Source organism: Psychrobacter sp. PL19 (assembly GCF_017875835.1).
Lineage (GTDB): Bacteria > Pseudomonadota > Gammaproteobacteria > Pseudomonadales > Moraxellaceae > Psychrobacter.
Window position 1 is genome coordinate 2153464 of the sequence record NZ_JAGING010000001.1, and the last position, 24387, is coordinate 2177850.

The following is a 24387-nucleotide window of genomic DNA, read 5'->3' on the forward strand; positions in this document are numbered from 1 at the left end:
AGTGATAGCCTTATGTGCGAGCTACTTTGATGTATTAAATAATAAGACTCAACTCTGTATTTTATTAAGCCAATCGACTACTTGCTGAACTCTTTCATTCCTATTCCCACCAATCTGGCGGAATATCTTATCATGGTGAACCAGCTCATCTGCAAAGCGAGCGCTTATTTCTTCGCGTTCATGTGGACTATCACGTAAGTCGTCAGCGACCCAGGGTATATCGGCTTTGGTCAATAAGATTAAGTCATAATTATGTGCCAATGCTGCCTGTGTGATGGCATCAGGGCAGTCGCCGTAATACCAGTTGGCGTAAACCATCAGCTCGAATAAACTGGTATCACAAAACAGGTAGCCCGTAGTTTGTTCAACCTGCTGAGCCAGCTCATTTTCTAAGTCTATTTGACCTTGAGCTATGGGCAATAAATCGTCCCAGGTACAGATTTTTTGCTCGCTATCCCATTTTGCCTGCAAGTAGGTGCGCATATATTCTGGTACCCATGGGCTGTTAAAATGTACGGCCAAATCACGACATAAGCTAGTCTTACCCGTGCTTTCTGCACCTAAGATGGCTATCTTGATGATCGATTTAGGCGTATGCTGCGTTAAATTGAATGCGGTAGCGTCGCTGCCATTCATAATAGGCCCAAATTGCAATGAAGGTGAACACCACGTATTGTAGTGCGGTAAAGGTGAGTCCTTTATAAAAGTATAGCGGTACTGAAATAGCATCGGCGACAATCCATAATAACCAGTGCTCAATCTTTCGACTGGCCATTAACCACATCGCCATTAAGAACAGCGCGGTGGTTAGCATATCGGTATAATCGACCCAAGTAAATAAGTGCACACCCAACACCACGCCATCGAAGCTAAAATTATTATTAATCACGGGTCGGAAATAATAAATTAGCGCAACGAATGCGACCGTCGCAGTTGCTAGTACAGCCATAATCGGTGCGTCACTTGACTGGATATGTTCAATTTGCACTTCAGCCTGAGATGATTCATTTAACTGCTGGTCAGACTGTTGGCTGCCGTGACTTACTTTGCTTTTTGACCAATTTATCCAACCGTATATACTCATGACCGTATAATAAGCATTAATAAACATATCACCAAATAACTGCCATTTCCATAGTAGATAAACAAAAATAGCGGTGCTGACCAGGCCAATTGGAAATACCAAAATATTAGTTTTTCGGGCAAGCAACACACTTGCCACACCGAATATAACGGCAATTAATTCTAAGCCGATGAAAAGGGTAGAGTAATCAGCATACTGCCCGAACAGCCAGTCAAAGAGTCCTGCCATTGAATCTTGTCTCCTAATTACTATTTCTAATGAATTTTAATAAAGTTTAACGATTTTGAGTGCTCCTGATTATATAGTAGGTGCGCGTCAATTAAGCCAACCTTTGCCAGTTATAGACTGGAAATTGATTATTTGTAACAAAGTATTAGAATAATAATAATATTCAGGCATAATAAAGGCATTGATTTTAAGTTTACAGTTATTCACCGAACCATTGTTCATTGAAAGTAGCCTGCGCTGTTTTCTCCACTTTTATGCTTATTAGTAAGCGACACCATAGTAGACAAGGAAGCTTATCATGACGACTTGTATCACCGGCACCGGCCTATACATACCCCCTTATAGCATCAGTAACGAAGAGCTGGTAGTGTCATTCAACCAGTATGTCGATAAATATAACGAACAGCATGCTGACGAGATAGCAAGCGATACCATACCAGCACTCCAGCACTCATCAGCTGAGTTCATTGAAAAAGTATCCGGTATTAAGTCGCGTTATGTAATGGAAAAAGACGGTATTTTAAACCCCGAAATTATGGCTCCAGTCATCGCTTACCGTAACTTAGGCGAAGAGCTGTCCATCATGGCAGAAATGGGGGCTGCGGCGCTTAAAGATGCGTTAGCAGATGCTGGATTAGAAGCCAATGATCTAGATGGTATTATTCTCGCCTGCTCGAATTTTCAGCGTACCTATCCAGCAGTGGCTATTGAAATTCAAAATGAAATTGGTATGGTTGGTGGCTTTGCTTACGATATGAACGTGGCCTGTAGTGCAGCAACCTTTGGTCTGTCACAAGCGCACGGCTCAATCGTATCTGGTTTGGCCAAACGAGTGGCTGTAGTCAACGTTGAGATTACTTCTGCGCACCTAAACTGGCGTAACCGTGACAGTCATTTCATCTTTGGTGATGTCGCAACCGCTTGTATCGTAGAAGATTTAGATACGCCTAAAGGTTATGAAATCTTAAATTGTAAATTATTTACTGAGTTTTCGACTAATATCAAAAACGAATATGGCTTTATGGATCGCTCAGAGTTTTTAGCGGCCGAAACTCAGATGTATCCTGATATTAAAGAACCAGTGACTGACAAGTTGTTCTTACAAAATGGCCGTAAAGTGTTCCGTGAAGTCTGCCCAAAAGTCTCACAAGTCATCACCGAGCACTTACAGGAAAATGATATACCAACTTCTGAGGTTAAGATGATGTGGCTACACCAGGCCAATGCTAATATGCTGGACTTAATTTTACGTACAGTCATTGGCAAAGATGCAGACAAAGCTATTGCCCCAAGCGTCATTGCCGAATTTGCTAATACCAGCTCATCTAGCCCAATGGTAGTCTTCCATCGTTATAAAGACTCGCTAACATCGGGCGATCTAGGTGTCATTTGCTCATTTGGTGCCGGTTACTCGATTGGGTCAGTATTAGTACGCAAAGCTTAAGAACAGTTATAATCAAATCAATGTAGATTGTTTGTGGGCACTAGAATCACATGTTGTGTCTGCTTATGTTAGTCAGTTGTTATTTACGTTTGGTTGCTTTGTATTATCATCACACGGTTTTGACTACAGTAAACTAAATATCTGATATGAATGACCTATTGTCCTGATAGAGAACAAAATAGCTAAGAGCAATCTTAGCTATTTTTTATTGTTCTGATTTTCGTTATTGCTGCTTATGAACAACATTTATGGAGCATATTTAGTGGCCGTCGCTAATATAAGCATTAAGATTGCGCAGTGGTTTTAATTTATCCGTAAAAATTTGCTATAATCGCGGTCTTATTTCCATCATTTAGATAAAAGTCCTGTTATGAAAGAATCCTTGCGCCTGCGTTTAGACCAGATGGTAGACCGTTACGAAGAGGTTACTGCCTTATTATCTGATCCTGATATCATCAGTGATAATAATAAATTCCGTGAACTGTCTGTTGAGCACAGCGATTTGATGGACATTACCACGTTATGGTTGAACTATAGGCACGCCGAAGTCGATCAAGCTGATGCCGAAGGGATGTTAGCGGAGTCTGTCGATCCTGAAATGAAAGAGATGATGCAGGATGAAATTGACAGCGCACGTGATACCATCGTAGAGATGGAAGAGGCGCTCAACGTCATGATGTTGCCTAAAGACCCGAACGATAAAGTTCCAGCATTTTTGGAGATTCGTGCGGGCACTGGTGGCGATGAAGCATCGATTTTCTCAGGTGATCTGTTTCGGATGTACCAAAAGTATGCACAGACTCAAGGGTGGACAATGGAAGTACTGTCAGCCAGTGAAGGTGAGCATGGCGGTTATAAAGAGATTATTACCCGTGTATCGGGTAACAGCGTCTATGGCCGCTTAAAGTTTGAATCCGGGGTACATCGTGTTCAGCGTGTGCCTGAGACTGAAAGCCAAGGCCGTGTGCATACGTCAGCCTGTACCGTTGCGGTAATGCCGGAAATTGAGATTGATGATACAGTCGATTTAAATCCAGCGGACATTCGTTTTGACACCTTTCGCTCAAGTGGCGCCGGTGGTCAGCATGTCAACACGACTAACTCAGCCGTACGCTTAACCCATATTCCAACGGGTACTGTGGCAGAGTGTCAGCAGGAGCGCAGCCAGCACAAAAACCGTGCTCAAGCAATGAAGATGCTGATTTCAAGAATACAACAAGTCAAAGTACAGGCTCAAGTTGATGCGGCAGACACCATACGTCGTGATCTGGTAGGTAGCGGCGACCGTAGTGAGCGTATTCGTACCTATAATTTTCCGCAAGGACGTATGACTGACCATCGTATCAACCTGACCTTATATAAGCTTGATGCTATCTTGGAAGGTGATATGGACGAGCTGCTTGATTCGCTGTTACGTGAGCACCAAGCAGACTTGATGGCCAGTATTGGTGGCGGTGATTAAAATAACCAATAGCGAGTAAAATAATGACCATTAAAATAATGGCCATTAAAATAACAAGTGTAGACACAGTGGCGAATTCATTTGCTCTGGAGTATCTGATCAAGTCGGGCAGTGCGCTAGTAACAGCGACCCTTTTGGTTGTCGTCAAGTTATTGAGCAGGGTGTGTCACAACCTGCGATTTGTATCGATTAATGCTGATTGATGGTTGTCGATTAAGAATAAAGTTCATTTTTTCAGCTGTTTTAGATTTATTATTTTAGTTTATTCCTTTAATTATCCAATAATTTTGAGAGTGTTATGTCAAAGAAAAATAACCAAGAACAAGTCGCCACCTTAGAAGACGCCAATGAGCTGATTGTTCAACTGCAAGCTAAGCTAGATGAAATAACGGCTTCTGGTAAACAGCCTTATCCAAATAAGTTTAAGCGTACAGATTACGCCCAAGACTTACAAGCCGCCTTTGAAGGTATATCCAAGCAAGAGATTGAAGACAACGCTGCTAAAGGCGAGAAAACACCGGTCAACGTGGCAGGTCGAGTGATGCTTAACCGTGGCTCATTTATCGTGATCCAAGATATGAGTGGTCGTGTCCAGTTGTACGTCGCACGCAAAGAGTTGGACCCCGAGGTCCTCGCTAGTATTAAGTCTATAGACTTGGGCGATATCGTTGGCGTGTCAGGCTATATCGGTCGTTCAGGAAAAGGCGATCTGTATGTGCACATCGAAGAGTTCCACCTACTTACTAAGTCATTGCGTCCAATGCCTAACAAGTTTCATGGCCTAGCGGATGTTGAAGCCCGTTATCGCAATCGTCATCTAGATTTGATGACTAACGAATCTACTCGCGATGCCTTTATCACTCGCAGCCAAGTGATTAGTGGTATTCGGCAATTTATGTTGAATGAGCGTTTTATGGAAGTTGAAACGCCAATGATGCATCCCATTCCAGGCGGCGCAGTAGCTCGTCCTTTTGAGACTCATCATAACGCTTTAGATATGCCGTTGTACTTGCGCATTGCACCTGAGTTGTACTTGAAGCGACTAGTGATTGGTGGCTTTGAAAAAGTATTTGAGATTAATCGCAGCTTCCGTAATGAGGGAGTTTCGACTCGCCATAACCCTGAATTCACTATGATTGAATTCTATCAAGCGTATGCGGATTATCACGATTTGATGGACTTGACCGAGCGTTTATTTAACCAGCTGGCGACCGACATTTTAGGCAGTACTGAGCTGACTTATCAAGAAGAAACTATTAGCTTACAAGCACCATTTGCCCGTATTTCAATGTCTGATGCTATTGCGCAATATGCTGAAGGTTTTGATATGGCGCGTATTGATGACCGCGAATATTTAGCAGATTATGTGTCTAATACACTTAAGCAGCAAGTGAAAGACGTCTTTGGGGCTGGTAAATTAAAAACCATCGTTTTTGAAGAAACGGCTGAACATCAATTACGTCAGCCAACATTCATTACTGAATACCCTGCTGAGACCTCACCGCTGGCACGCCGTAACGATGACAACCCTGACATTACTGATCGCTTTGAGTTATTCATTGGTGGTCGTGAACTGGCCAATGGCTTTAGTGAATTGAATGATCCGGCTGATCAAGCGGAGCGTTTCCGTGGTCAAGTGGCTGAAAAAGATGCTGGCGATGTTGAAGCCATGCATTTTGATGAAGACTATATCGAAGCCTTATCTTATGGCCTACCGCCAACCGCAGGGGAAGGTATCGGTATCGACCGTTTAGTAATGTTGTTTACCGATTCGGCCAGTATTCGCGATGTGATTTTATTCCCGCATATGCGCCCTAAGACTGATAAATAGATTAAAACCTGCCCATAATGAATGATTAGGTTATCAAGCGTCTTTGTTTGAAGTACTCGTTTTATTGAGTTGAACATAGTCTGTATATGGTTGTCATGTATGCGTATTATTGTGGATTGATCATAACGATTAGCAAAAATCGCTATTAACTCTATGTGAGTCACTGTTCAATAGCTAAGAAGCCAGACGAATGCGCTGGCTTTTTGCTATAATGAGCACTCTCAAATAGCACTCGTATTTACTTATAAGTATTCTAGTAATCTAAGCCACTTGGCAAAATGGATAGATATGACCCAGCAATATCAAGTCTTAGCCCGTAAATACCGACCCAAAAACTTCCATGAGTTAATAGGGCAGAGTCATGTGTCGCAAGCACTAATCAATGCTATTGATTATAATCGGCTGCATCATGCTTATTTATTTACTGGCACACGCGGTGTTGGTAAGACCACGATTGCGCGTATCTTAGCCAAATGTTTAAACTGTGATATGGGGGTGACCAGTACCCCATGTGGTGTGTGCGATAATTGTGTTTCGATTGATCAAGGGCGTTTTATTGATCTTATTGAGATTGATGCGGCCTCCCGTACTAAGGTTGAGGACACCCGAGAGTTACTTGATAATGTGCCTTATGCACCCAGCCAAGGGCGCTATAAGGTTTATCTAATCGATGAAGTGCATATGCTGTCGACCCACAGCTTTAATGCGTTACTCAAGACTTTAGAAGAGCCACCTGAGCATGTGAAGTTTTTGCTAGCCACCACTGATCCTCAGAAGCTACCAATTACCATTATCTCGCGCTGTTTACAGTTTGTGCTTCGGCCTTTACCGCAAACCTTGCTTAGTGAGCATCTGGCCAAGGTCTTAACCCAAGAGCAGGTTGCTTATACACAACCGTCGCTATGGCAGCTGGCAAGTGCCGCTAAAGGTTCGGTACGTGATGCTCTGTCACTAACCGATCAGGCGATTGCTTTTGGCCAAGGTGCGCTCGATGATGTGACCGTCAATGCGATGTTAGGCTTGATTGATGCGGCTGATTTGGTACGGTTAATTACTGATATCTATAATCATGATAAGTCTGCAGTTGCCGCGCATATTGAGCAGATGCGCGCACAAATGGTTGATGCCAGTAGCATGTTCGACGGCCTCGCTGAGCTGATGCATCAATTGGCATTAACCCAGCTGCTGCCTGAAGTGGCCCTTAACGTGAATGAAGCGCAAGCACAAACTATCAATGCTTTAGCGCAGCACATTAGTCCTGATGTCTTGCAGTTATATTATGAGATTATAATACAAGCACGCGAAGGTATTAAGCTTGCAAGCACCCCGATGCAAGCGCTGGAGATGTGTATTTTACGGCTATTGGCTTTTCGTCCATTACCAGTCGATGACATGTTGATATCAAATCCTAGTGATGTCTCAACTACTGCACTTGCTGCTGGGCATGTCGCAACCTCGGCGTCTGACTCACAAGCCTACGATGTTTCTTATGAGACTACTGAGCCAGAACCAATTGCAGAACCAATTGCAGAACCAATTGCAGAACCAATTGCAGAACCAATTGCAGAACCAATTGCAGAACCAATTGCAGAACCAATTGCAGAACCAATTGCAGAACCAATTGCAGAACCAATTGCAGAACCAATTGCAGAACCAATTGCAGAACCAATTGCAGAACCAATTGCAGAACCCGACCGAAATGATTCTCAATTAACAGCAGTATCTGACGACCCGCGTACCTTATTGCGTTGTTCGCCGCAAAAATTGACGGGTGAGTGGACGCCAGAAAAATGGGATTACTGGCTACAAACAGCGCGTGAAGGAGACCGTCTGGCGGAAGATGAGCGCGCGCTGGCTCGTCAAGGGTTGATGACTGGCACCTGCAATGGGCAAGCTACTTTTATTACGGGCGTTGATAGTAAACATCTGCAAGCAACTTTTCAGCAGCTCGCGGCTAAGTTGCAACAGCAGTTTATGCAGGCAGAGATTGTCTTGCAGATTGATAGTAGCGTTATGCAAGCCGATGACAAGACGCCCGAACGTCGTCAGAAGCAGCGACTAGTAAAAGCAACAGCGGTAGCAGAATCAAGATTAACGAATTCGCCAGTAATGCAATATCTGCTTGATCGCGGCGAAGGAAAAATGGGCAAAGTTCAGTTGTATTAAACAGTCAAAAAAAATTATTACCACAATATTATTAGAAATCAATTGTGAATAAACGTAAAGACTTATCATTACAACAGGTCTATATTATTCTATATCCTTGATATTGCTGACTTTATTAACTATGAATTCAAATACATCTGATAGAAAAGACGTGTTTTAAAACTTTAAAATTAATAAAAATCAGCTATAATGGTTAAGTTATATTAAAAACTGTAGGATAGCTTAGGTGAGAGTATGATAGATAATTTACGCGGTATGGCGGTGTTCGCCAGTGTGGTCGGACACGGTTCTTTTAGTGGCTCAGCGCGCGAGCTTGGCATCACAACCAGTGCCGTTAGTCAACAAATTCGAGCATTAGAAAATGAGCTAGGGGTGGTGTTGTTACATCGTTCAACTCGTAAGTTGAGCTTAACAGAAGCTGGTGCTAGCTTTTATGAAGCAGCAAAAGACGTTGTGAGTGCGGCTGAGCAAGGCAGAATTAAAGTTAACCAGCTGCGTGATGAGCTAGCTGGTAGCTTGCGTATTGCTACTACGCCTGAGCTAGGAGTTAACCATATTTTACCCGCCTTATCCACTTGGATGGCGGCTCATGATGACTTGAGTATTAATTATTTGGCAGACAATCATTATATTGATATGATTGATGAACGCATCGATATTGCGATTCGTATGAGCCCAAATATCAATGATTCGTCGTTAAGCAGTCATCCGCTGACCGATGTACGTCAAGTGCTCGTTGCCTCACCGCAATATTTACGTCACAGCGAAAAAATAGAAAGCCCGAAAGATTTAGTTGACCATCACCTGATTTGTATTGATATCATGAAAGATGCCAATCAGGTGGACATGACCCAGACAGAAACAGGCAAAAAAACACGGACAAAAATGACCTCACGTATTCATACCAATAATGTCTTTATGGCAACCACCCTGGCTAAAGAAGGTCATGGTTTGGTTAGAATGATGGAAATGGATGTCAAAAAAGAATTAGAAAGTGGTGAACTAGTTGAAGTGTTGACTGGCTTTCAGCTGCCTAGCTTTGTGTTATACGCGGTCACTTTGAACCGTGAGCAACAGCCAGCAAAAATTACTCGCTGCTTAGAAGTATTGAAAAAATATTTTCATGCTAGCTAATAATAGATACCGCTTAATTCAAGAGTTATATTAATAATTAATAGTAAAAAAAACAGCCAAAAAAAGCCCCTAGATAAATTTTATTTAGGGGCTTTTTTTGGACTAACTTTTAGTGACTACTAGCTTTGATGATTGCCGTATAGTCAATGAAAAATAATATCAATACATAATGTACTGTTGGCATAAGTGCTTCTTGCTTGCTGTGCCTACGCAGACAGAGGCTACAAAATGCTTATATCAGCAGTACTATAGCGTTTTTAAGGTATTTTAACTACAGCACTCATCACTTCAAAAACTTATTTAAAAGAGTGGCTTTAATAAATTTAGTAAACGCTCGACTACTTGCTCACTTTCATCACGATTCATGTTTAGTGGTGGTAGCAGACGAATGACATGACCACCAGTGATATTGATAATCAGCTTTTGCTCATCACGGGCATGATCAACCAGCTGGCTGCAGTCCATGGTTTCAGGTAGCACAATACCAATCATCATCCCAGCACCGCGAGTACTAACATCATGTTGCTCTAGTGCATCGGTCATACTATCACGGATAAACTGTCCTTCAGATACCGCATTATCCATAATAGTACTGTTTGTTAGTACGTCATAGACACTATGAATTACACGGCTTGCTAGCGGTGTACCACCATAGGTAGAACCATGGCTACCAGCGCCAAACAAGCCATTAGCCCGTCCTCGCACCATGCAGGCACCGACTGGGAAACCATTGCCAAGACCTTTTGCCGTGGTTAGTACATCAGGCCGAGCATTACTATGCTGATAAGCAAAATACTTGCCTGTCCGTCCATTACCGGTCTGCACCTCATCAAGCACAAATAACCAATTATGAGCATCACATTCAGCTTGTAACTGTTCAAGATAGGCAAAACCATTGGTAGCGGTATTGAGACCCCCTTCACCTTGAATGGGCTCTACAAATAATGCACAGATATCACTGTGGTCCCTAGCAGCTTGTTTGACCGCTTCGATATCACCAAAAGGTACACGAACAAAATCATCGTCTAAAGTGAAAAAGCCCTCACGTGCTTTGGGATTGGCAGTCGCTGATAATGATAATAGGGTACGACCATGGAAAGACTGCTCCATCACAAGTACTTTGGGACGTTTAAAACCTTGCTGATAGGCATATAGGCGTGCCATTTTCAAAGCCGCTTCATTGGCTTCAGCACCACTATTGGCGAAGAACACGCTGTCCATTTGCGCCGCGCTACACAAGGCTTTACCAGCGCGCTCTTGCCAGTCGATACCGAATAAATTACTGGTATGCACCAGAGTGGCCGCCTGTTGCTGAATAGCATCCGTAACTTCAGGATGGCAATGTCCCAACCCGCATACTGCAATACCCGTGAGTGCATCTAAATAGGGTGTTCCGTTCTGAGTATAAAGCCAACTGCCCGCACCACGGGTAAAGCCGATTGGCTGACGATTATAGGTAGGCATCAGATAGGTAGCTGACATAGTGACATCCTTTAAATAGTAAAATGAAGTAAGTCATACAATAATAACAATAGCAAACAGGGCTAAGCGCGCGGCTTTCGATGATGCTGTTTTAATAACCGTTATAGCTCGTCGGAAAAGGGGGTGGTATCAGCAGGTAGGGTATAATCTTCGTTTGCCCAGGCGCCTAAGTCAATAAGCTTACAGCGTTCAGTACAAAAAGGCTTAGATTTATTGTTTTGCCAGGCTGTTTTTGTACCGCAGCGTGGGCAAGGATAGGTTTTGGGTAGGGGATTGGGGGCTGGTTGCGTCATAATAGAAGGGAGAATATCCTCATAGTTCTTAAAAAAAGGGTTATTAGAGAAAGCGTTATCAGCGAATAAGAGCCTTTATAATAGCACGCAGTTATTAAAAGACAAATATGAGTAGAATATAAATATATGCTTGGGTGGCCACTTTAGAACGCTCATTTTCATCTTATGGCTGAGGCCATAACTGGCTAGCAACATCGAAATATGCCACGCCATAATTCTCTGCGCAGGATCATCCCAGTGGGCAACATTAGAATCTACAAATAGCCTAAGCAAAAATAAATGCGGAAGACATTAGCAGGTAGAGGGATAAAAATAATAACATAAAATAGCCTAAGTAAATAAAAATTATTAATTAGAAAACCGCCTCAAAAAGAGACGGTTCCGAATATCGGGGTATCTTTCATGCTATAAAAAAGGTTTTACTAGAGTATTAGAGTCAGTGTGAGCGTCAATTACTGTTAAAAAAGTGTAGGCGCCAATGAATTTGCGACTTATAAACATGAACTCTTTGGGAGGCAGGTTGAATTCAAACGATTGCATAGCGCGGGACGCAGTCGCTGAGAGCCGTGAATGTAGCTTGCTACCTGCCCAAATATAACGTTGTTGATCGTCTAGACAATTAATAGGAATAGCAGGGTTGGTCTCAGGGTTGCTAAAAGGTTCAGTGGCAAGTAGAAATAACGACGCCACATCATTACAGACCTTATCATTCATACTATCAAAGAAGTCATAACCGGTCATCGCTATCGTCATCGCTTTACGATCATGATAGTAGCCTGCTCGTAATAGACCATGCGCGATAGTCAGTAGGGTATTATCAAACTGACGAATAGCACCGAAATCTAATAATATCAACTTATCTATTTCGCCATTACTATAGTCATCGTCATCACTAATACGCACCAGATAATTACCGAAGTTTGGATCGGTTTGCATCTCGCCCCATACAAAAATTTCTTGCATCATAATTTCGATAGCAGCTTGACCAATAGCGTTACGGCGCTCATGAGGTAACGAACTTAGCGCTTCGGAAACCACGGAAACGCCTGGCTCATAAGACATACACAGCAGACGCTTACTCGAATAGGTACGATTAATTTTTGGTACAATATAGCGTGAGTCATCAAGTAGACGATCATAGAAGCGTTCTGTGGTCGCAGCTTCTACCTTATAATCGACCTCGTTATGGAGTAGGTCGCGTATTTCCTCAAACCAGGTATCAAGTGAACGAGTCTGCGGAACGATGTTACTTACTTTTAGTAAACGTTTAAACAATGCCAGATCTGAATCAATAGCATCTGCCACCCCTGGATACTGGACTTTCAAGACCACTTGCTCACCAGTTGCAATCACCGTTGCACGATGAACTTGTGCAAGGGAGGCGGTACCAATGGGAACAGGATCAATCTCTAGCTCATTTAGCTTATCACCTAAAATACGCTGTAAAGTCTGTTCTATCCTTGGCCATGTCAAAGTCGCAGTATCATTATTAAGGGTTTGCAACGCGCGAGTGATTTCGGGCGGCAATACGTGCTCGCCATATAGAGACAACATCTGGCCGATCTTGACTACTGAACCCTTGAGCTTACCAAGCTCTTCTGCTACATAATTTGCCTGCGCTTCCATAAACACTTGATTGCGCGCGGTGCGGGTTTTTTTGTCCAAAAACATGCCAGACACACTATTACCTGCCCAGCGACGTCCGATATTTAACGAAGTTTTGGCAATCGACAATCGACGTTCAAACCCTGATGTTTTTAGGTTGTCAATTGACTGTTTATTATTAGAAGGTTTAGACGATTCATTTGCCATAAATATAATCATTCATTGAGTTGTTATTGATTTGCGGGTTGCAGACCAGCAATACAAGCCAGCAATACAAAGAAGATGTGATGTTCGTGTAGGAAATTGTATCATACACAGTGATATTAATTGATTGGCCTTAGGCGGCTTATAATAGCTGCTTTGTAAGCTTAAATTTTACCATTCAGATTAGAGTAAATCATAACACAATTGATGAGATAGCAAAAAACTCGACTTAGTATAACACTAGGTCGAGTTCTACAATGTATAGTAATCTCACAATAAAGTAGCTACGGCGTCAATCATACCAATAGTATTTTAGCCGTGAACTCGGGACTAATTTTATAAATATTATTGTAGATGAACGGTTAATAATCAAAAACAGCTTAATGATTAAATACTCTCGCGGGTAATAGCATGATGACCAATGTCGCGACGATACTGTGCACCGTCAAAACTAATTGCTCCAGTTACGACTAATGCGGTTTGTAGCGCCTCTGATATGCTATCTGCCATCGCAGTGACACACAATACGCGGCCGCCATCAGTAACGATTTCTTTGTCATTACCTACCACCACATCGGCATCGACATTGTCTGACTGTTTGCCATGGGCAAAAGTAGTTCCTGCATGAAAAACCTTTACGGCTGCTAGGCTGTTATCGTCAGTGTCAGTGATATTGCTAGAACGACCATGATTGCTGTCTTTCGCATGAATTTCTGGTAATCCAGCAATAACGTCACCTTTAGAAGATGTTTCAGGATAGCCCTTCGATGCTATTACAATACCCAATGCAGGACGCGAGTCCCAATTGGCTTCACTAGGTAATTTGCCCGCTAATCCTTGAACAACCAAATCCACCATGGAAGATTGCAAACGCATTAGAATCGGCTGGGTTTCAGGGTCTCCAAAACGACAATTAAATTCAATTACCGATGGATTACCATTGTTATCAATCATCAATCCAGCATATAAAAATCCAGTATAGGGGTGACCTGCTGCTTTCATAGCATCGACGACCGGCTGAATGACTTGTGCCATCACCTTATCATGAACCGCTGTGGTAACCACTGGAGCAGGGGAGTATGCGCCCATGCCACCCGTATTTGGGCCAGTATCACCCTCAAAAGCCCGCTTATGATCTTGGCTGGTGGCCATTGGTAGTATATTCTCACCATCAACCATACAAATAAAGCTGGCTTCCTCACCACGCAAAAATTGCTCGATGACCACACGGCTACCGGCATCGCCAAATTTATTGTCAGCCAACATGTCATCAATGGCAGCATGTGCTTGTTCAATAGTTTCGGCAACGATAACGCCTTTACCCGCTGCAAGTCCGTCGGCTTTAATAACGATTGGTGCCCCTTGCTTATCAACATAAGCTTTGGCATTACTGACTTCAGTAAAACCCTGATAAGCAGCAGTAGGAATTTTATTTTGCGCCATAAATTCTTTGGCAAACGTTTTTGAACCTTCTAACTGCGCGCAATATGCCGTTGGTCCCCAAGCTTGAATACCAGCTTCGCGGCAAGCATCAATGATACCCGTAACCAGTGGCGCTTCAGGGCCAACAATGACTATATCGATAGCATTACTTTGGCAAAATTCTATGACTGCACTATGTTCGCTAGCACCAGATACATTGTCTAAAATGACGTTTTGGCACTTAGGCTCAAGGGCAGTGCCTGCATTGCCTGGAGCGACATAGATGTGTTGCACCTTGTCATCTTTTGCACATTGCCACGCTAATGCGTGTTCGCGACCACCTGAACCAATCACCAAAATATTCATCATACATCTTGCCCTTAGCATTAATCGTTAATAGCGAGTCAATAAAGTACTGTTACACATAATGCCGTATTCTAGCAAAAAAGTTGCACCGATTGCCATGAGTATCCACCTGCCAGCAATCAAAAGGCAACCATAACCATAACTCGAGAGGTTCAGTATCAAGTTAAACTACTTATTGTAGACAAGCTAAATAGCTAGTTGGTACCTAATCGATGGTAATTAGTTAGCTGTTAATGAAAATAGCTGTTCCATTAGTAAAGGTTATCGCTCTAATATTAATTCATAAAATGATTATGCTGTTGCTGGGCGAGCAGGTGCGTTACACTTTAGCAGACGAGAAGTATAACGACAGTCAATCGCTTGTCAGCACAAAAAAGATAAAACACAGAAGAATCCGTTATTAGGTGTATACAAACTCATTACTAATTAAAGTTAGTGATGAGTTTGTATCTATATGACTACTAATATAAAAATGACTGCTAATACAAAAAATGATAAATAACCGTAACTCTTAAACATATTCATAAGAATTAAACTTATAAAAAAGGACCACAAACGCCATGTCACACTCCCTAAGTATCACAGAAGAGCGCATTAGCCAAATCAGCGATATTGCCACCAGCTATGTACAAAAGGATAAATCGCTGCTTGATCATTTTATTCATAGCTACTATCAGCCTCTGCACCAAGGGACAGCAGATGCAGTTAGTGACGCGGATTTAGCAGGGATGGCGCTACATCACTTTACGCTACTAAGATCTTATGACGGCAGCAAACCGCAGGTGGCTATTCTAAATCCAGTCGCCGAGGAGCAGCATTTTCATAGCTCACATACGGTCATTCAAATGGTGGCGTATGATCGTCCTTTTCTAGTAGACACACTATTAATGACCCTTGAAACACAAGGTATTGATGTGCATCGTACTTATAACATCATCGTCAGCGTTCAGCGCGATGATGAAGATAACATCACTACTATCGAAAGCGCGCACGAGAGTGCCACCTCGCACTTGTCCTTGATTCAATGCGAAATCGCTTACCAAGATAATGATCAGTTGGCGGTACTACAGCAGTTGCTATTAGACAAGGTTGATACACTTGATACAGTGGTCGGTGATTGGGAACAGATGCAAGTACGCCTCACTGAAATAAAAGCTGAATTATTAGAAAAGCCACTACCCGAAGTTTTCTATTCACGGCAAGAGATTCAAGACTTTTTGGACTGGGTAACCGATGAAAACTTTATCTTTTTAGGGTATCGAGAATACCGTCTAGAGGATAATGGTATCGACAACGATGCAAATAAAAACACTGATTTAGACTTGTTTTCAATTGGTAATAGCGGGCTTGGCTTACTGCGAGGCGTTAACGAAGATACGCTTTCGAAGAGTTTTAACGAGTTACCTGGTAACCTTAAAAAGCTATTAACCGAACCACGCGTATTAATGCTGTCTAAATCAAGCCGGGTATCACCGGTTCATCGTCCGGTATATATGGATTTTTTGGGCATTCACAAATTTGATGATAATGGTAAGCTGGTCGGTGAATATCGTTTTATTGGATTATTCACGTCACAAGCTTATCAACTTAGCGTGCAACAAATCCCGCTATTGCGTGAAAAAGCCAATAAGATAATGATGATGGCAGATCTACCGCGCGATGGTTATGCCCACCATAAAATGATGCATGTGATTAATACTTTGCCGCGTGACGACTTATTTCAGGCCAGCGTCGAAGAGCTATATCCTATCGTCTCTGGTATTACTCAGTTACAAGACAAGAAGAGCTTGCGCCTATTTAGCCGCATTGATCACTATCATCGCTTTGTCTCCTGCTTGGTTTATATTCCGCGCGATAAGTTCAATACCGAGCTGCGTATTAAAGTACAAAACGTGCTAAAAGAGGCTTATGGCGGCATGTCATCTGGCTTTACTACCGAGTTCAATGAGTCCGATCACGCCCGCGTCCATGTGCACGTGCGGACAGAACCCGGTCATGTCAATGATGTCGATAACAATACTCTTGAGTCTGAGCTGTCAGCATTGATGCAGTCATGGGGGGACAACTATCAAAAAATGCTGTTGGACGATGTTGGCGAGCAGCAAGCCAATGCTCTAACGCGCAGATTCCTAAGTTATATTCCCGCCGCTTATCAAGAACGTTTTGATGCGCGAACAGCCGTTGAAGACACCAAGCGATTGGCGAATTTGACCGACGAGCAACCTATATTTTGGCACTTGTATCAATCTACAGGTGATGTCAGTAACCAGTTGCACCTCAAACTATACGGTCGCCAGCAGCCCGTTATATTATCTAAGGTGTTGCCAGTATTAGAAAACTTTGGCGTTTCAGTGGTTTCAGCGCAAACTTATGAGTTTGATTTGCCTGAACAGGCTATCTGGATGCAAGAATATGAGCTGACGTTAGAGCACGTAGATACGATCAACATGCAAGTGGTGCGCGGTCAATTTGAAGACAGTCTCAAGCAAATATGGGCAGGTAATATTGAAAGCGATACCTTTAACGAGCTGATATTAACCACCAAGCTTGATACTTATGAAGTGGTGGTACTACGTGCACTGTCACGCTATATGGGCCAAGCTCGTGCGCCATTCTCTAGCGTATATATTCAACAAACAGTGGTCAAAAATAGCGCCATCAGTATGCTACTAGCCGATTTATTCGATGCGCGTATGAATCCTAAACATAGCGCCCCTGATAGCCAGGAACGTTTAGAGAAAACGAATCAAGTTAGAGAACAAATTGCCAGCGCACTGGCAGGTGTTGATAGTTTGGATGAAGACCGTATCTTGCGTTGGTACCTGGACTTAATTAATGCGATGGTACGAACAAACTTTTATCAAACAGATAACAATGGTCAACGTAAAGATCGACTGTCATTTAAGTTTTTAGCCGAAGATATTCCTAATTTGCCAAAACCAAAGTTAATGTTTGAAATATTTGTTTATTCACCACGAGTTGAAGCTGTGCACATGCGCGGCGGTAAAGCAGCTCGTGGTGGCCTGCGCTGGTCAGACCGCATGGAAGATTTTCGTACTGAAGTACTCGGATTGGTCAAAGCACAGATGGTCAAAAACGCAGTGATCGTGCCCGTTGGTTCAAAAGGTGGTTTTATTGTTAAAACCAAGACCATGGCAGATGGCCGTGACGCCTTCCAAGCTGAAGGTATCGCTTGTTATCAAGCCTTCCTGCGCGGCATGCTAGACATCACTGACAATATCGTCGATGGTAATATTGTCCCGCCAGCCAATACCGTACGTCATGATGAAGACGACCCTTATTTAGTGGTTGCTGCAGATAAGGGTACAGCAAGCTTTTCTGATATTGCCAACGCCTTATCTGCTGAATATAATTTCTGGCTTGATGACGCCTTTGCCTCAGGGGGTTCAGTCGGTTATGACCATAAAGCTATGGGCATTACTGCGCGTGGTGGCTGGGAGTCGGTCAAACGCCACTTCCGCATGCGCGGCATGGACATCCAAGCACGTGATGATTTCACCGTCATTGGTATTGGTGATATGAGCGGTGACGTCTTCGGTAACGGTATGCTGCGCTCAACCCATACTAAACTGGTCGCGGCCTTTAACCACTTACATATATTCATCGACCCTAATCCTAATACTGCGGATTCTTATGCCGAGCGCGAGCGTTTATTTAATTTACCACGCTCAACGTGGGACGATTACGAAAAATCGCTTATTAGCCAAGGTGGCGGGGTATTTTCGCGGCAAGATAAAGCCATTGCTATCAGCCCTGAGATGAAAGAGATTTTTGCTATCAGCGAAGACAGCTTAGCGCCTAATGCCTTTATTAGCGCCTTGCTACGTGCACCCGTTGATCTACTCTGGAATGGTGGTATCGGTACTTATGTAAAAAGTGCTAACGAGACTCATGCTGATGTTGGTGATCGTGCCAACGATGCCGTGCGCGTTGATGGTAGTGAGTTACGTACGGCAGTAGTCGGTGAAGGCGGTAACTTAGGCCTTACCCAACAAGGGCGCATTGAATATGCACAAACGGGCGGGCGCATCTATACTGATGCTATCGATAACTCGGGCGGCGTCAACTGCTCAGATCATGAGGTCAATATCAAAATCTTACTTGGCAAAGTAGTTGAGCAGGGTGATATGACTTTAAAGCAGCGTAATGAGCTGTTAGAAAGTATGACTGACACCGTCGCTGAGCTGGTATTGCGCCAAAACTATCTGCAACCACAAGCCATTGAACTCAGTCATATTCGTGCTGCAGCAAACTTAAGTGATCATCAGCGCTTTATTCAAATGTTAGAGTCTGAGCAGCGCCTTGATCGCGCCATTGAGTATTTGCCATCAGATGAAGAGATTGCCAAACGTCAAAAAGCAGGAACTGGCTTGACCAATCCTGAGCTAGCAGTGGTCATGGCCTATGGCAAAATGTGGGTTTATGACAACTTGTTGTTATCTGACTTACCGGATGCCCCGTACTTTATCAACGAGCTGCGTAAATATTTCCCCAATGAGTTGGTTGAGCGTTTCTTTGATGAAATGACTGAGCATCGTTTGCACCGCGAAATCATCAGTACCTATCTAACCAATAGTGTGGTTAACCGCTTAGGTATCGAGGCACTGTTCCGTCTCTATGAAGAAACGGGTCAGACGCTAGCTATCATCATTCGTGCTTATGCCATTACCCGTGAGGTGTTTGAAGTCTCAGCGGTGTGGGAGTTGCTTGAGTCTCTTGATAACAAGGTCGATGCCACGCGCTTACTAGAGCTTGAAATACGCTTGCGGGATGCGCTTGAGCGTGGTGTGGTCTGGTTCATCAATGCCTTTGGCCAAGACTTACAAGTGAAAGATCTCATCGGTCGCTTTACAGACAGTGTTGAGCAGTTGACTAAAAATGGCGGATTTATTGAGCAGCAATTCGCACAATACCTACAAGATGATACCGCCAGCTTAATTCAAGACGGTTTATCAGAGAGCGAAGCCATATTGTTTGCCATGCTCCCTTATCATGTCGATGCGCTAGATGCAGCGCGACTTGCTGAGCAGTATGAGCGTCCTGTTGATGCCATTGCCGAATTATACTTTGAAGCCTATCAAATCTTGCAACTCGATTGGATGGTGGACAACATCGCCAACTTACCGCAGCAAGACTACTGGGATCGCCGCGCCCGCCATGCGCTGTTCAATGAGGTATCGCGTAGCTTGCGCTTATTGATGGATGGGGTACTATCACAAGAAAATACTAAGCAAGCATTTACTGAGTGGAAGTCGCGTCACAACAGTCAGATTGAGTCCGTCACTGCTGAAATGCAAAAGCTCGACAACAATGACGACAGCGTTATCAGCCTATCAACGTTGTCAGTACTGATGAGCGAGTTAAGTGGCTTAGTGACTAAATAATAGTCAGATAGACCGGTAACTTTCTATAAATAAAAACCACTCTTAAATCATTAAGAGTGGTTTTTTATGGCCTACTAAATTGTCTGCTAAATCGCAATAACTAGCAAACTGTGGCTTTAATGCTATCGTACCTTGACCATTAATAAAGCCGAACTTGCCAGCCTGCTGGTAGGCATAAGAATGATGATATAGCAGCTTTACAATAGGCGCCGTAGAGGACAAGCGCAGTTTGCCAGTAGTATCAATAACTTGGGCACTAACAGCGTCGTCTTTGATATCCTCAGTCATACAAGTCGCAGTAGTACTTAATAACTTGTAATTTTATAGCAGCCTTGACCAGTGATTTCACTAAAACCACCAGATATTTTTGTCACCTGAATTTGGGTCAAAATGCGCTCTTTTAGCGCTTGTACGTGAGAGATGATACCAATAAGTTTGCCTTCTTGTTGTAAGCTGGTGAGGGTATCGAGGGCAATATCCAGTGACTCTTCATCTAAAGTACCAAAACCTTCATCCAAAAATAGCGAATCGACACGAATATTTTGACTGGCCATTTGTGATAGCCCAAGTGCTAATGCAAGACTAATAATAAAACCTTCGCCACCGGAGAGGTTCTTGGTACTACGAACATCGCCACCTTGATAGTTGTCGATGACATTAAGCTCCAGCGGATTGTTGTCATCATGAATCAGTAAGTAGCGGTCGCTCATCTTTTGTAATTGGGTATTGGCATGACTGATCATGACTTGAAAAGTTAGGCCTTGTGCAAAAGTTCGATACTTTTTGCCGTCCGCAGAACCAATCAAATCGTATAGCTGTTGCCAAACTTGCATGTTTTCTTTTTGGGCATTGATAGCGATATGCTGCGATGCTTGCGCCCCTTTTTGCTGCTCATTGGCTCTTAGCTGTTGCTCAATAGCACCGGTCTCACCAAGGCGCGTCTCTATATCGGTTTGTAATTGCAGATGTTTGCTGGCAAGCGTTTCTCTCTGCTCGCTGGTTAGTGGATTGGCAAGCTGCTCGTTTAATGAGTGTTGAACACTGTTTAGCTGGGTCTTAGCTTGATTAAGTGCATAGTCAATGGCAGTTTGGCGTTGTTTTAAGCCATCGCGCGACTCTTTTGGTAGACGGGCGCTTTCAAAATCAGCTTCAGTGGTGAACTGTGATTGTGCCAATAGAGTTGTAAAAGTATTTTCCTGCGCCTCAAGCGTATCGCTAGTAGCATCAAGCTGATTGGCTAACTGTTGCACACGGTCTTGTCGTTGCTCAAGCGTTTGCTTGGCATTATCTTGCTGTCTTTGCATGGTTGCTCGTACAGTTTTTGTCTTATCAAGTAGCGCACGCAATCGGTTTTCTTCGTCATCTGAGTTTTTGTCAGCAAACTGTGCGATTCTGCTTTGCCGCAGTTGCTCAACCGCAGCCTTTTTATCTGTAACAACAGTAACGAGGTGTTGAAAATCAACTGCTATACCGTCTAACTGCGCTTGTTTGGTAGTAATTTGGGCACTTAAGCCGTTGAGGGTGGTTTGCAACGTTTGTTGATTGTCTTTTTGGGCAATAAAATTCTGCTTTAATTGCAGTAAGGCGCTACGCTGTTGCCGGAGTCCGTCTATATGATTATTACAATCGATTTCATTAAGCACAGCTTGATCATCGATGCTATGTACTAATAATTCTAACGACTGCTTGGTCGTACTGTCGGTGTGCGCAGTGTTTGAATCATCCTCATATTTACTGATTGGATATTTATGTACTACAGAGACCACTGCGGCGATCACTTCTGCTAGTTCAGAGAAATTAGCAGCCAACGTACTCTCTGTGCCTTCTACCTTTTGAGTATTCAGCTTTATATCAGTCGACAAGTTACTGATTTCGTCAGAAAGTGTCCGTTGCTGACGCTCATTAGCTTCAAGTGCTTTATTTATTTCAGTAATAGTCTGATTAAACGTGTCGTATTGAGTCAGCTTAACTTTACGAGTCGCTTTTTCTTGAGTGAGATTTTGCTTGCCAGCGCTTATTAAAGACAGAGCATTAGTAATGATTTCGATGTTTATAGTACCTTCGTTCAAATTAATCTGCTGATCGAGGGTATCTATAAAGGTATTGATATCGGCACTAATTTGTTTAAATGGCTTGATAATAGTACTGATTGAAGCGCAATAATAATTATTCGAATCCAATACTGTCTTCATGTGGGTTTGAATATCATGGCAAAGCGCTTTAGCTTGATTGGTCAAAGATGTGAGTTGCTGTTGCTCACGCTCAAGGTTATTTTGTTTGGTTGCCTGCTCGATACAATGTTGCGCTAGCGTTTTCTCCAATCCATCAATAAGTTCGTCCAGCTCAATAAGCTGTTGTTGAGTTTGCTTAGTGATAGAGTGCTCATCTTGAGCATCGCTATCCAATAATGGATGGTTACGAGCATAAGGGTGCTCTGTTGCACCGCACAATGGGCAAGGTTTATCCTCTTCTAACGCGGCAATATAGTCTTCAAGCTTAGCGACTTTTTGTAGTAGATTGAGATGCGCCTGTTTTTCTTCACGCTTGAGCTTTATGTCTTTAATTCTACCCTCATCATCACGAATGAAACCTTTGAGGCTAATCAGTGCTTGCTTGATAGTAGGCAGCGCTGAATTTATATTTTTAATTTGGGTCGCAAGCTCATTTAGTGATTGCAGCTTAAAACTGACCGAATCCAGCTGGCTAGTAACCGTATCTATTTGCTCTTGCTGGTCGCGCAGCTCATTCAGCGAGTTATCTTGTAGTAAGTCTGCTTGTTGCTGTTGCAAACCACTAAGTTGCCCACGCTTCTCTGTGGTATGTGATGTGTCCTTCGCTTGCTTATCATATAATTGTGTCAGTTCATCTTTTAGCTGGCGGGCAGTATTTTGGTCGATTAGCTTATCATCGCTTAGTTTAGTATTGTTTTGCAGCAAGATTTTTAATCGACTACAGCTACTATTAAAAGTGGCAATATCAGTATCAAGGTCAGTAAGCTCATGATGCGTGCTGAGATATTTTGCTATTGTCGTCAGTTGGCTTTTAGCTTGTTTTTCGTTTTCTTGATGACTGCTTATCTCTTGTTTTAATTGCTGGATGTTGGTCGATAATGACGTTTTACGCCGATCATCATCCGCTAAAGCATGCGCTTGCTGTTTTATATCTGCATCTAATTCACGTACCTTGGCAATAATAGGTAAAGAATCGTGTAGCTCATCTGCCGCTTGGGCCTCATACTTAATCGCAGCGTGTAGGTCTATTGTGGATTTATCAAGCGCTGCCTGCTGGGCAGGAATGTTATCTAGCAAGTCTTGATGTTCGCCATTCAAGCGTTTTGCTGTATTACGGCTGTAGACCAGCTGGCTAAATGGACTGTCAATCTCCAATGCCTTATTGGCTGCCTCCAAACGTGCTAACTCTGGGATAAATGATTGTGCATCTTGCGCCGCATTCGTCACCGTCGTTTGATAGTGCGCTGACTGTTGTGTTAAGTCTGCAACTTTATCCAACCATTGCAGTTGTTCGGTTACGGTCTTATAGTCTAGCCGCTGTACTGACTGCATATCTTGATGTGCTGTGAGATCTACTAGCAGCTGCGCCTCATTTTGGCTACTTAATAGCGGTAAACTGTCAACGCCAGCTTGCAGTTTAGCCAGCTCACCTTCCTCAAAACGTTTTTTTTCAAAGACATTTTTAGATATTTCAGCATAGATTGCCGTGCCAGTAATTTTTTCTAAAATGGCCGCTCTATCACCGGTATCTGACTTTAAAAAAGCAGCAAAACTGCCTTGTGCCAACATAATTGAGCGGGTGAATTGGCTAAAGTCCATGCCGATCAGTTCTTGGATAAAGGGCGTGGTCTTAGACTTGGCATCCTCTAAAACCACACCGGTTTTTGCATTACAGATCTCATGCTTTATACCAGATAGTTTACCTTTGGCTTTTTTATAGGCGCGGTGCTGATACCATGAGCAGCGATAATGCTGGTTACCAATTTCTATGACGACTTCTGCTGAACACTCACCCGTACCTTGGGTCATCATCTCGTTAGAAGAGCCCGTAATCTCTCCCAACCTTGGCGTTTGGCTGTACAGTGCCAAACAAATCGCATCCAATATCGTGGTCTTGCCAGCGCCCGTTTGCCCAGTAATCGCAAAAATGCCTTCATTGACAAAGGCGGGGTCAGTGAAGTCAATATGCCATTCACCCTTGAGAGAGTTTAAGTTCTTTAGTCGCAGTTCAGTCAGTCGCATTATTGGGT

General features: G+C 43.1%; 14 protein-coding genes. 6 read left to right on the top strand and 8 right to left on the bottom strand.

Features of this window, described 5'->3' with window-relative positions:
- Nucleotides 1–48 precede the first annotated feature (48 nt).
- Nucleotides 49–636, bottom strand: a complete 588-nt coding sequence (locus tag H4W00_RS08745; RefSeq protein ID WP_209957310.1) for an AAA family ATPase — start codon at nucleotides 634–636, stop codon at nucleotides 49–51.
- Nucleotides 587–1312 carry a nicotinamide riboside transporter PnuC gene (pnuC, locus tag H4W00_RS08750; RefSeq protein WP_209957312.1) on the bottom strand — a complete coding sequence of 242 codons (726 nt, stop codon included), beginning with the start codon at nucleotides 1310–1312 and terminating at the stop codon, nucleotides 587–589. The genes H4W00_RS08745 and pnuC overlap by 50 nt, the downstream gene beginning before the upstream one ends.
- 298 nt (nucleotides 1313–1610) lie before the next feature.
- Here pnuC and H4W00_RS08755 point away from each other — a divergent pair, with 298 nt between their 5' ends.
- The 5 genes from H4W00_RS08755 to H4W00_RS08775 all read left to right on the top strand — a co-directional run bounded on the left by H4W00_RS08755 (nucleotide 1611) and on the right by H4W00_RS08775 (nucleotide 9349).
- Nucleotides 1611–2756 (top strand): beta-ketoacyl-ACP synthase III, encoded by a 1146-nt coding sequence (locus H4W00_RS08755; protein WP_209957314.1) that lies wholly within the window; start codon nucleotides 1611–1613, stop codon nucleotides 2754–2756.
- A gap of 370 nt (nucleotides 2757–3126) precedes the next feature.
- Nucleotides 3127–4218, top strand: a complete 1092-nt coding sequence (gene prfA / locus H4W00_RS08760) for a peptide chain release factor 1 (protein ID WP_209957317.1) — start codon at nucleotides 3127–3129, stop codon at nucleotides 4216–4218.
- Between the two features lie 298 nt (nucleotides 4219–4516).
- Complete coding sequence (gene lysS / locus H4W00_RS08765) at nucleotides 4517–6049, top strand: lysine--tRNA ligase (RefSeq protein ID WP_209957319.1); 1533 nt, start codon at nucleotides 4517–4519, stop codon at nucleotides 6047–6049.
- A 288-nt stretch (nucleotides 6050–6337) separates the two neighbouring features.
- On the top strand, nucleotides 6338–8215 hold the full coding sequence (gene dnaX / locus H4W00_RS08770) for a DNA polymerase III subunit gamma/tau (protein ID WP_209957322.1): 1878 nt from the start codon (nucleotides 6338–6340) through the stop codon (nucleotides 8213–8215).
- Between the two features lie 234 nt (nucleotides 8216–8449).
- Nucleotides 8450–9349: a LysR family transcriptional regulator gene (locus H4W00_RS08775; RefSeq protein ID WP_209957324.1), complete on the top strand. Its 900-nt coding sequence runs from the start codon at nucleotides 8450–8452 to the stop codon at nucleotides 9347–9349.
- A gap of 300 nt (nucleotides 9350–9649) precedes the next feature.
- On the opposite strand, the gene H4W00_RS08780 is transcribed toward H4W00_RS08775, so the two are convergent.
- From H4W00_RS08780 to purD, 4 genes are all read right to left on the bottom strand, one after another.
- Entirely contained in the window at nucleotides 9650–10831 is a 1182-nt protein-coding gene (locus tag H4W00_RS08780; protein ID WP_209957326.1) for an aspartate aminotransferase family protein, read from the bottom strand.
- A gap of 101 nt (nucleotides 10832–10932) precedes the next feature.
- The gene (locus tag H4W00_RS08785) at nucleotides 10933–11124 is read right to left on the bottom strand and encodes a DNA gyrase inhibitor YacG (RefSeq protein WP_209957328.1); all 192 of its coding nucleotides are present in this window, start codon (nucleotides 11122–11124) and stop codon (nucleotides 10933–10935) included.
- Nucleotides 11125–11529: 405 nt separating this feature from the next.
- Nucleotides 11530–12936 carry an ABC1 kinase family protein gene (locus H4W00_RS08790; RefSeq protein ID WP_209957330.1) on the bottom strand — a complete coding sequence of 469 codons (1407 nt, stop codon included), beginning with the start codon at nucleotides 12934–12936 and terminating at the stop codon, nucleotides 11530–11532.
- Nucleotides 12937–13320: 384 nt separating this feature from the next.
- A complete protein-coding gene (purD, locus tag H4W00_RS08795) occupies nucleotides 13321–14721 on the bottom strand; it encodes a phosphoribosylamine--glycine ligase (protein ID WP_209959108.1) in 1401 nt (466 codons plus the stop codon).
- Between the two features lie 560 nt (nucleotides 14722–15281).
- On the opposite strand from purD, the gene H4W00_RS08800 reads away from it, so the two are divergent.
- Entirely contained in the window at nucleotides 15282–20126 is a 4845-nt protein-coding gene (locus tag H4W00_RS08800) for an NAD-glutamate dehydrogenase (protein ID WP_209957332.1), read from the top strand.
- 42 nt (nucleotides 20127–20168) lie between these two features.
- Here the strand turns inward: H4W00_RS08800 and H4W00_RS08805 are convergent, their stop codons facing one another.
- Together H4W00_RS08805 and H4W00_RS08810 are read right to left on the bottom strand one after the other, a co-directional pair.
- Nucleotides 20169–20414 (bottom strand): hypothetical protein, encoded by a 246-nt coding sequence (locus tag H4W00_RS08805; RefSeq protein ID WP_209957333.1) that lies wholly within the window; start codon nucleotides 20412–20414, stop codon nucleotides 20169–20171.
- Between the two features lie 17 nt (nucleotides 20415–20431).
- Entirely contained in the window at nucleotides 20432–24379 is a 3948-nt protein-coding gene (locus H4W00_RS08810) for an AAA family ATPase (RefSeq protein ID WP_209957335.1), read from the bottom strand.
- Nucleotides 24380–24387: the final 8 nt, after the last annotated feature.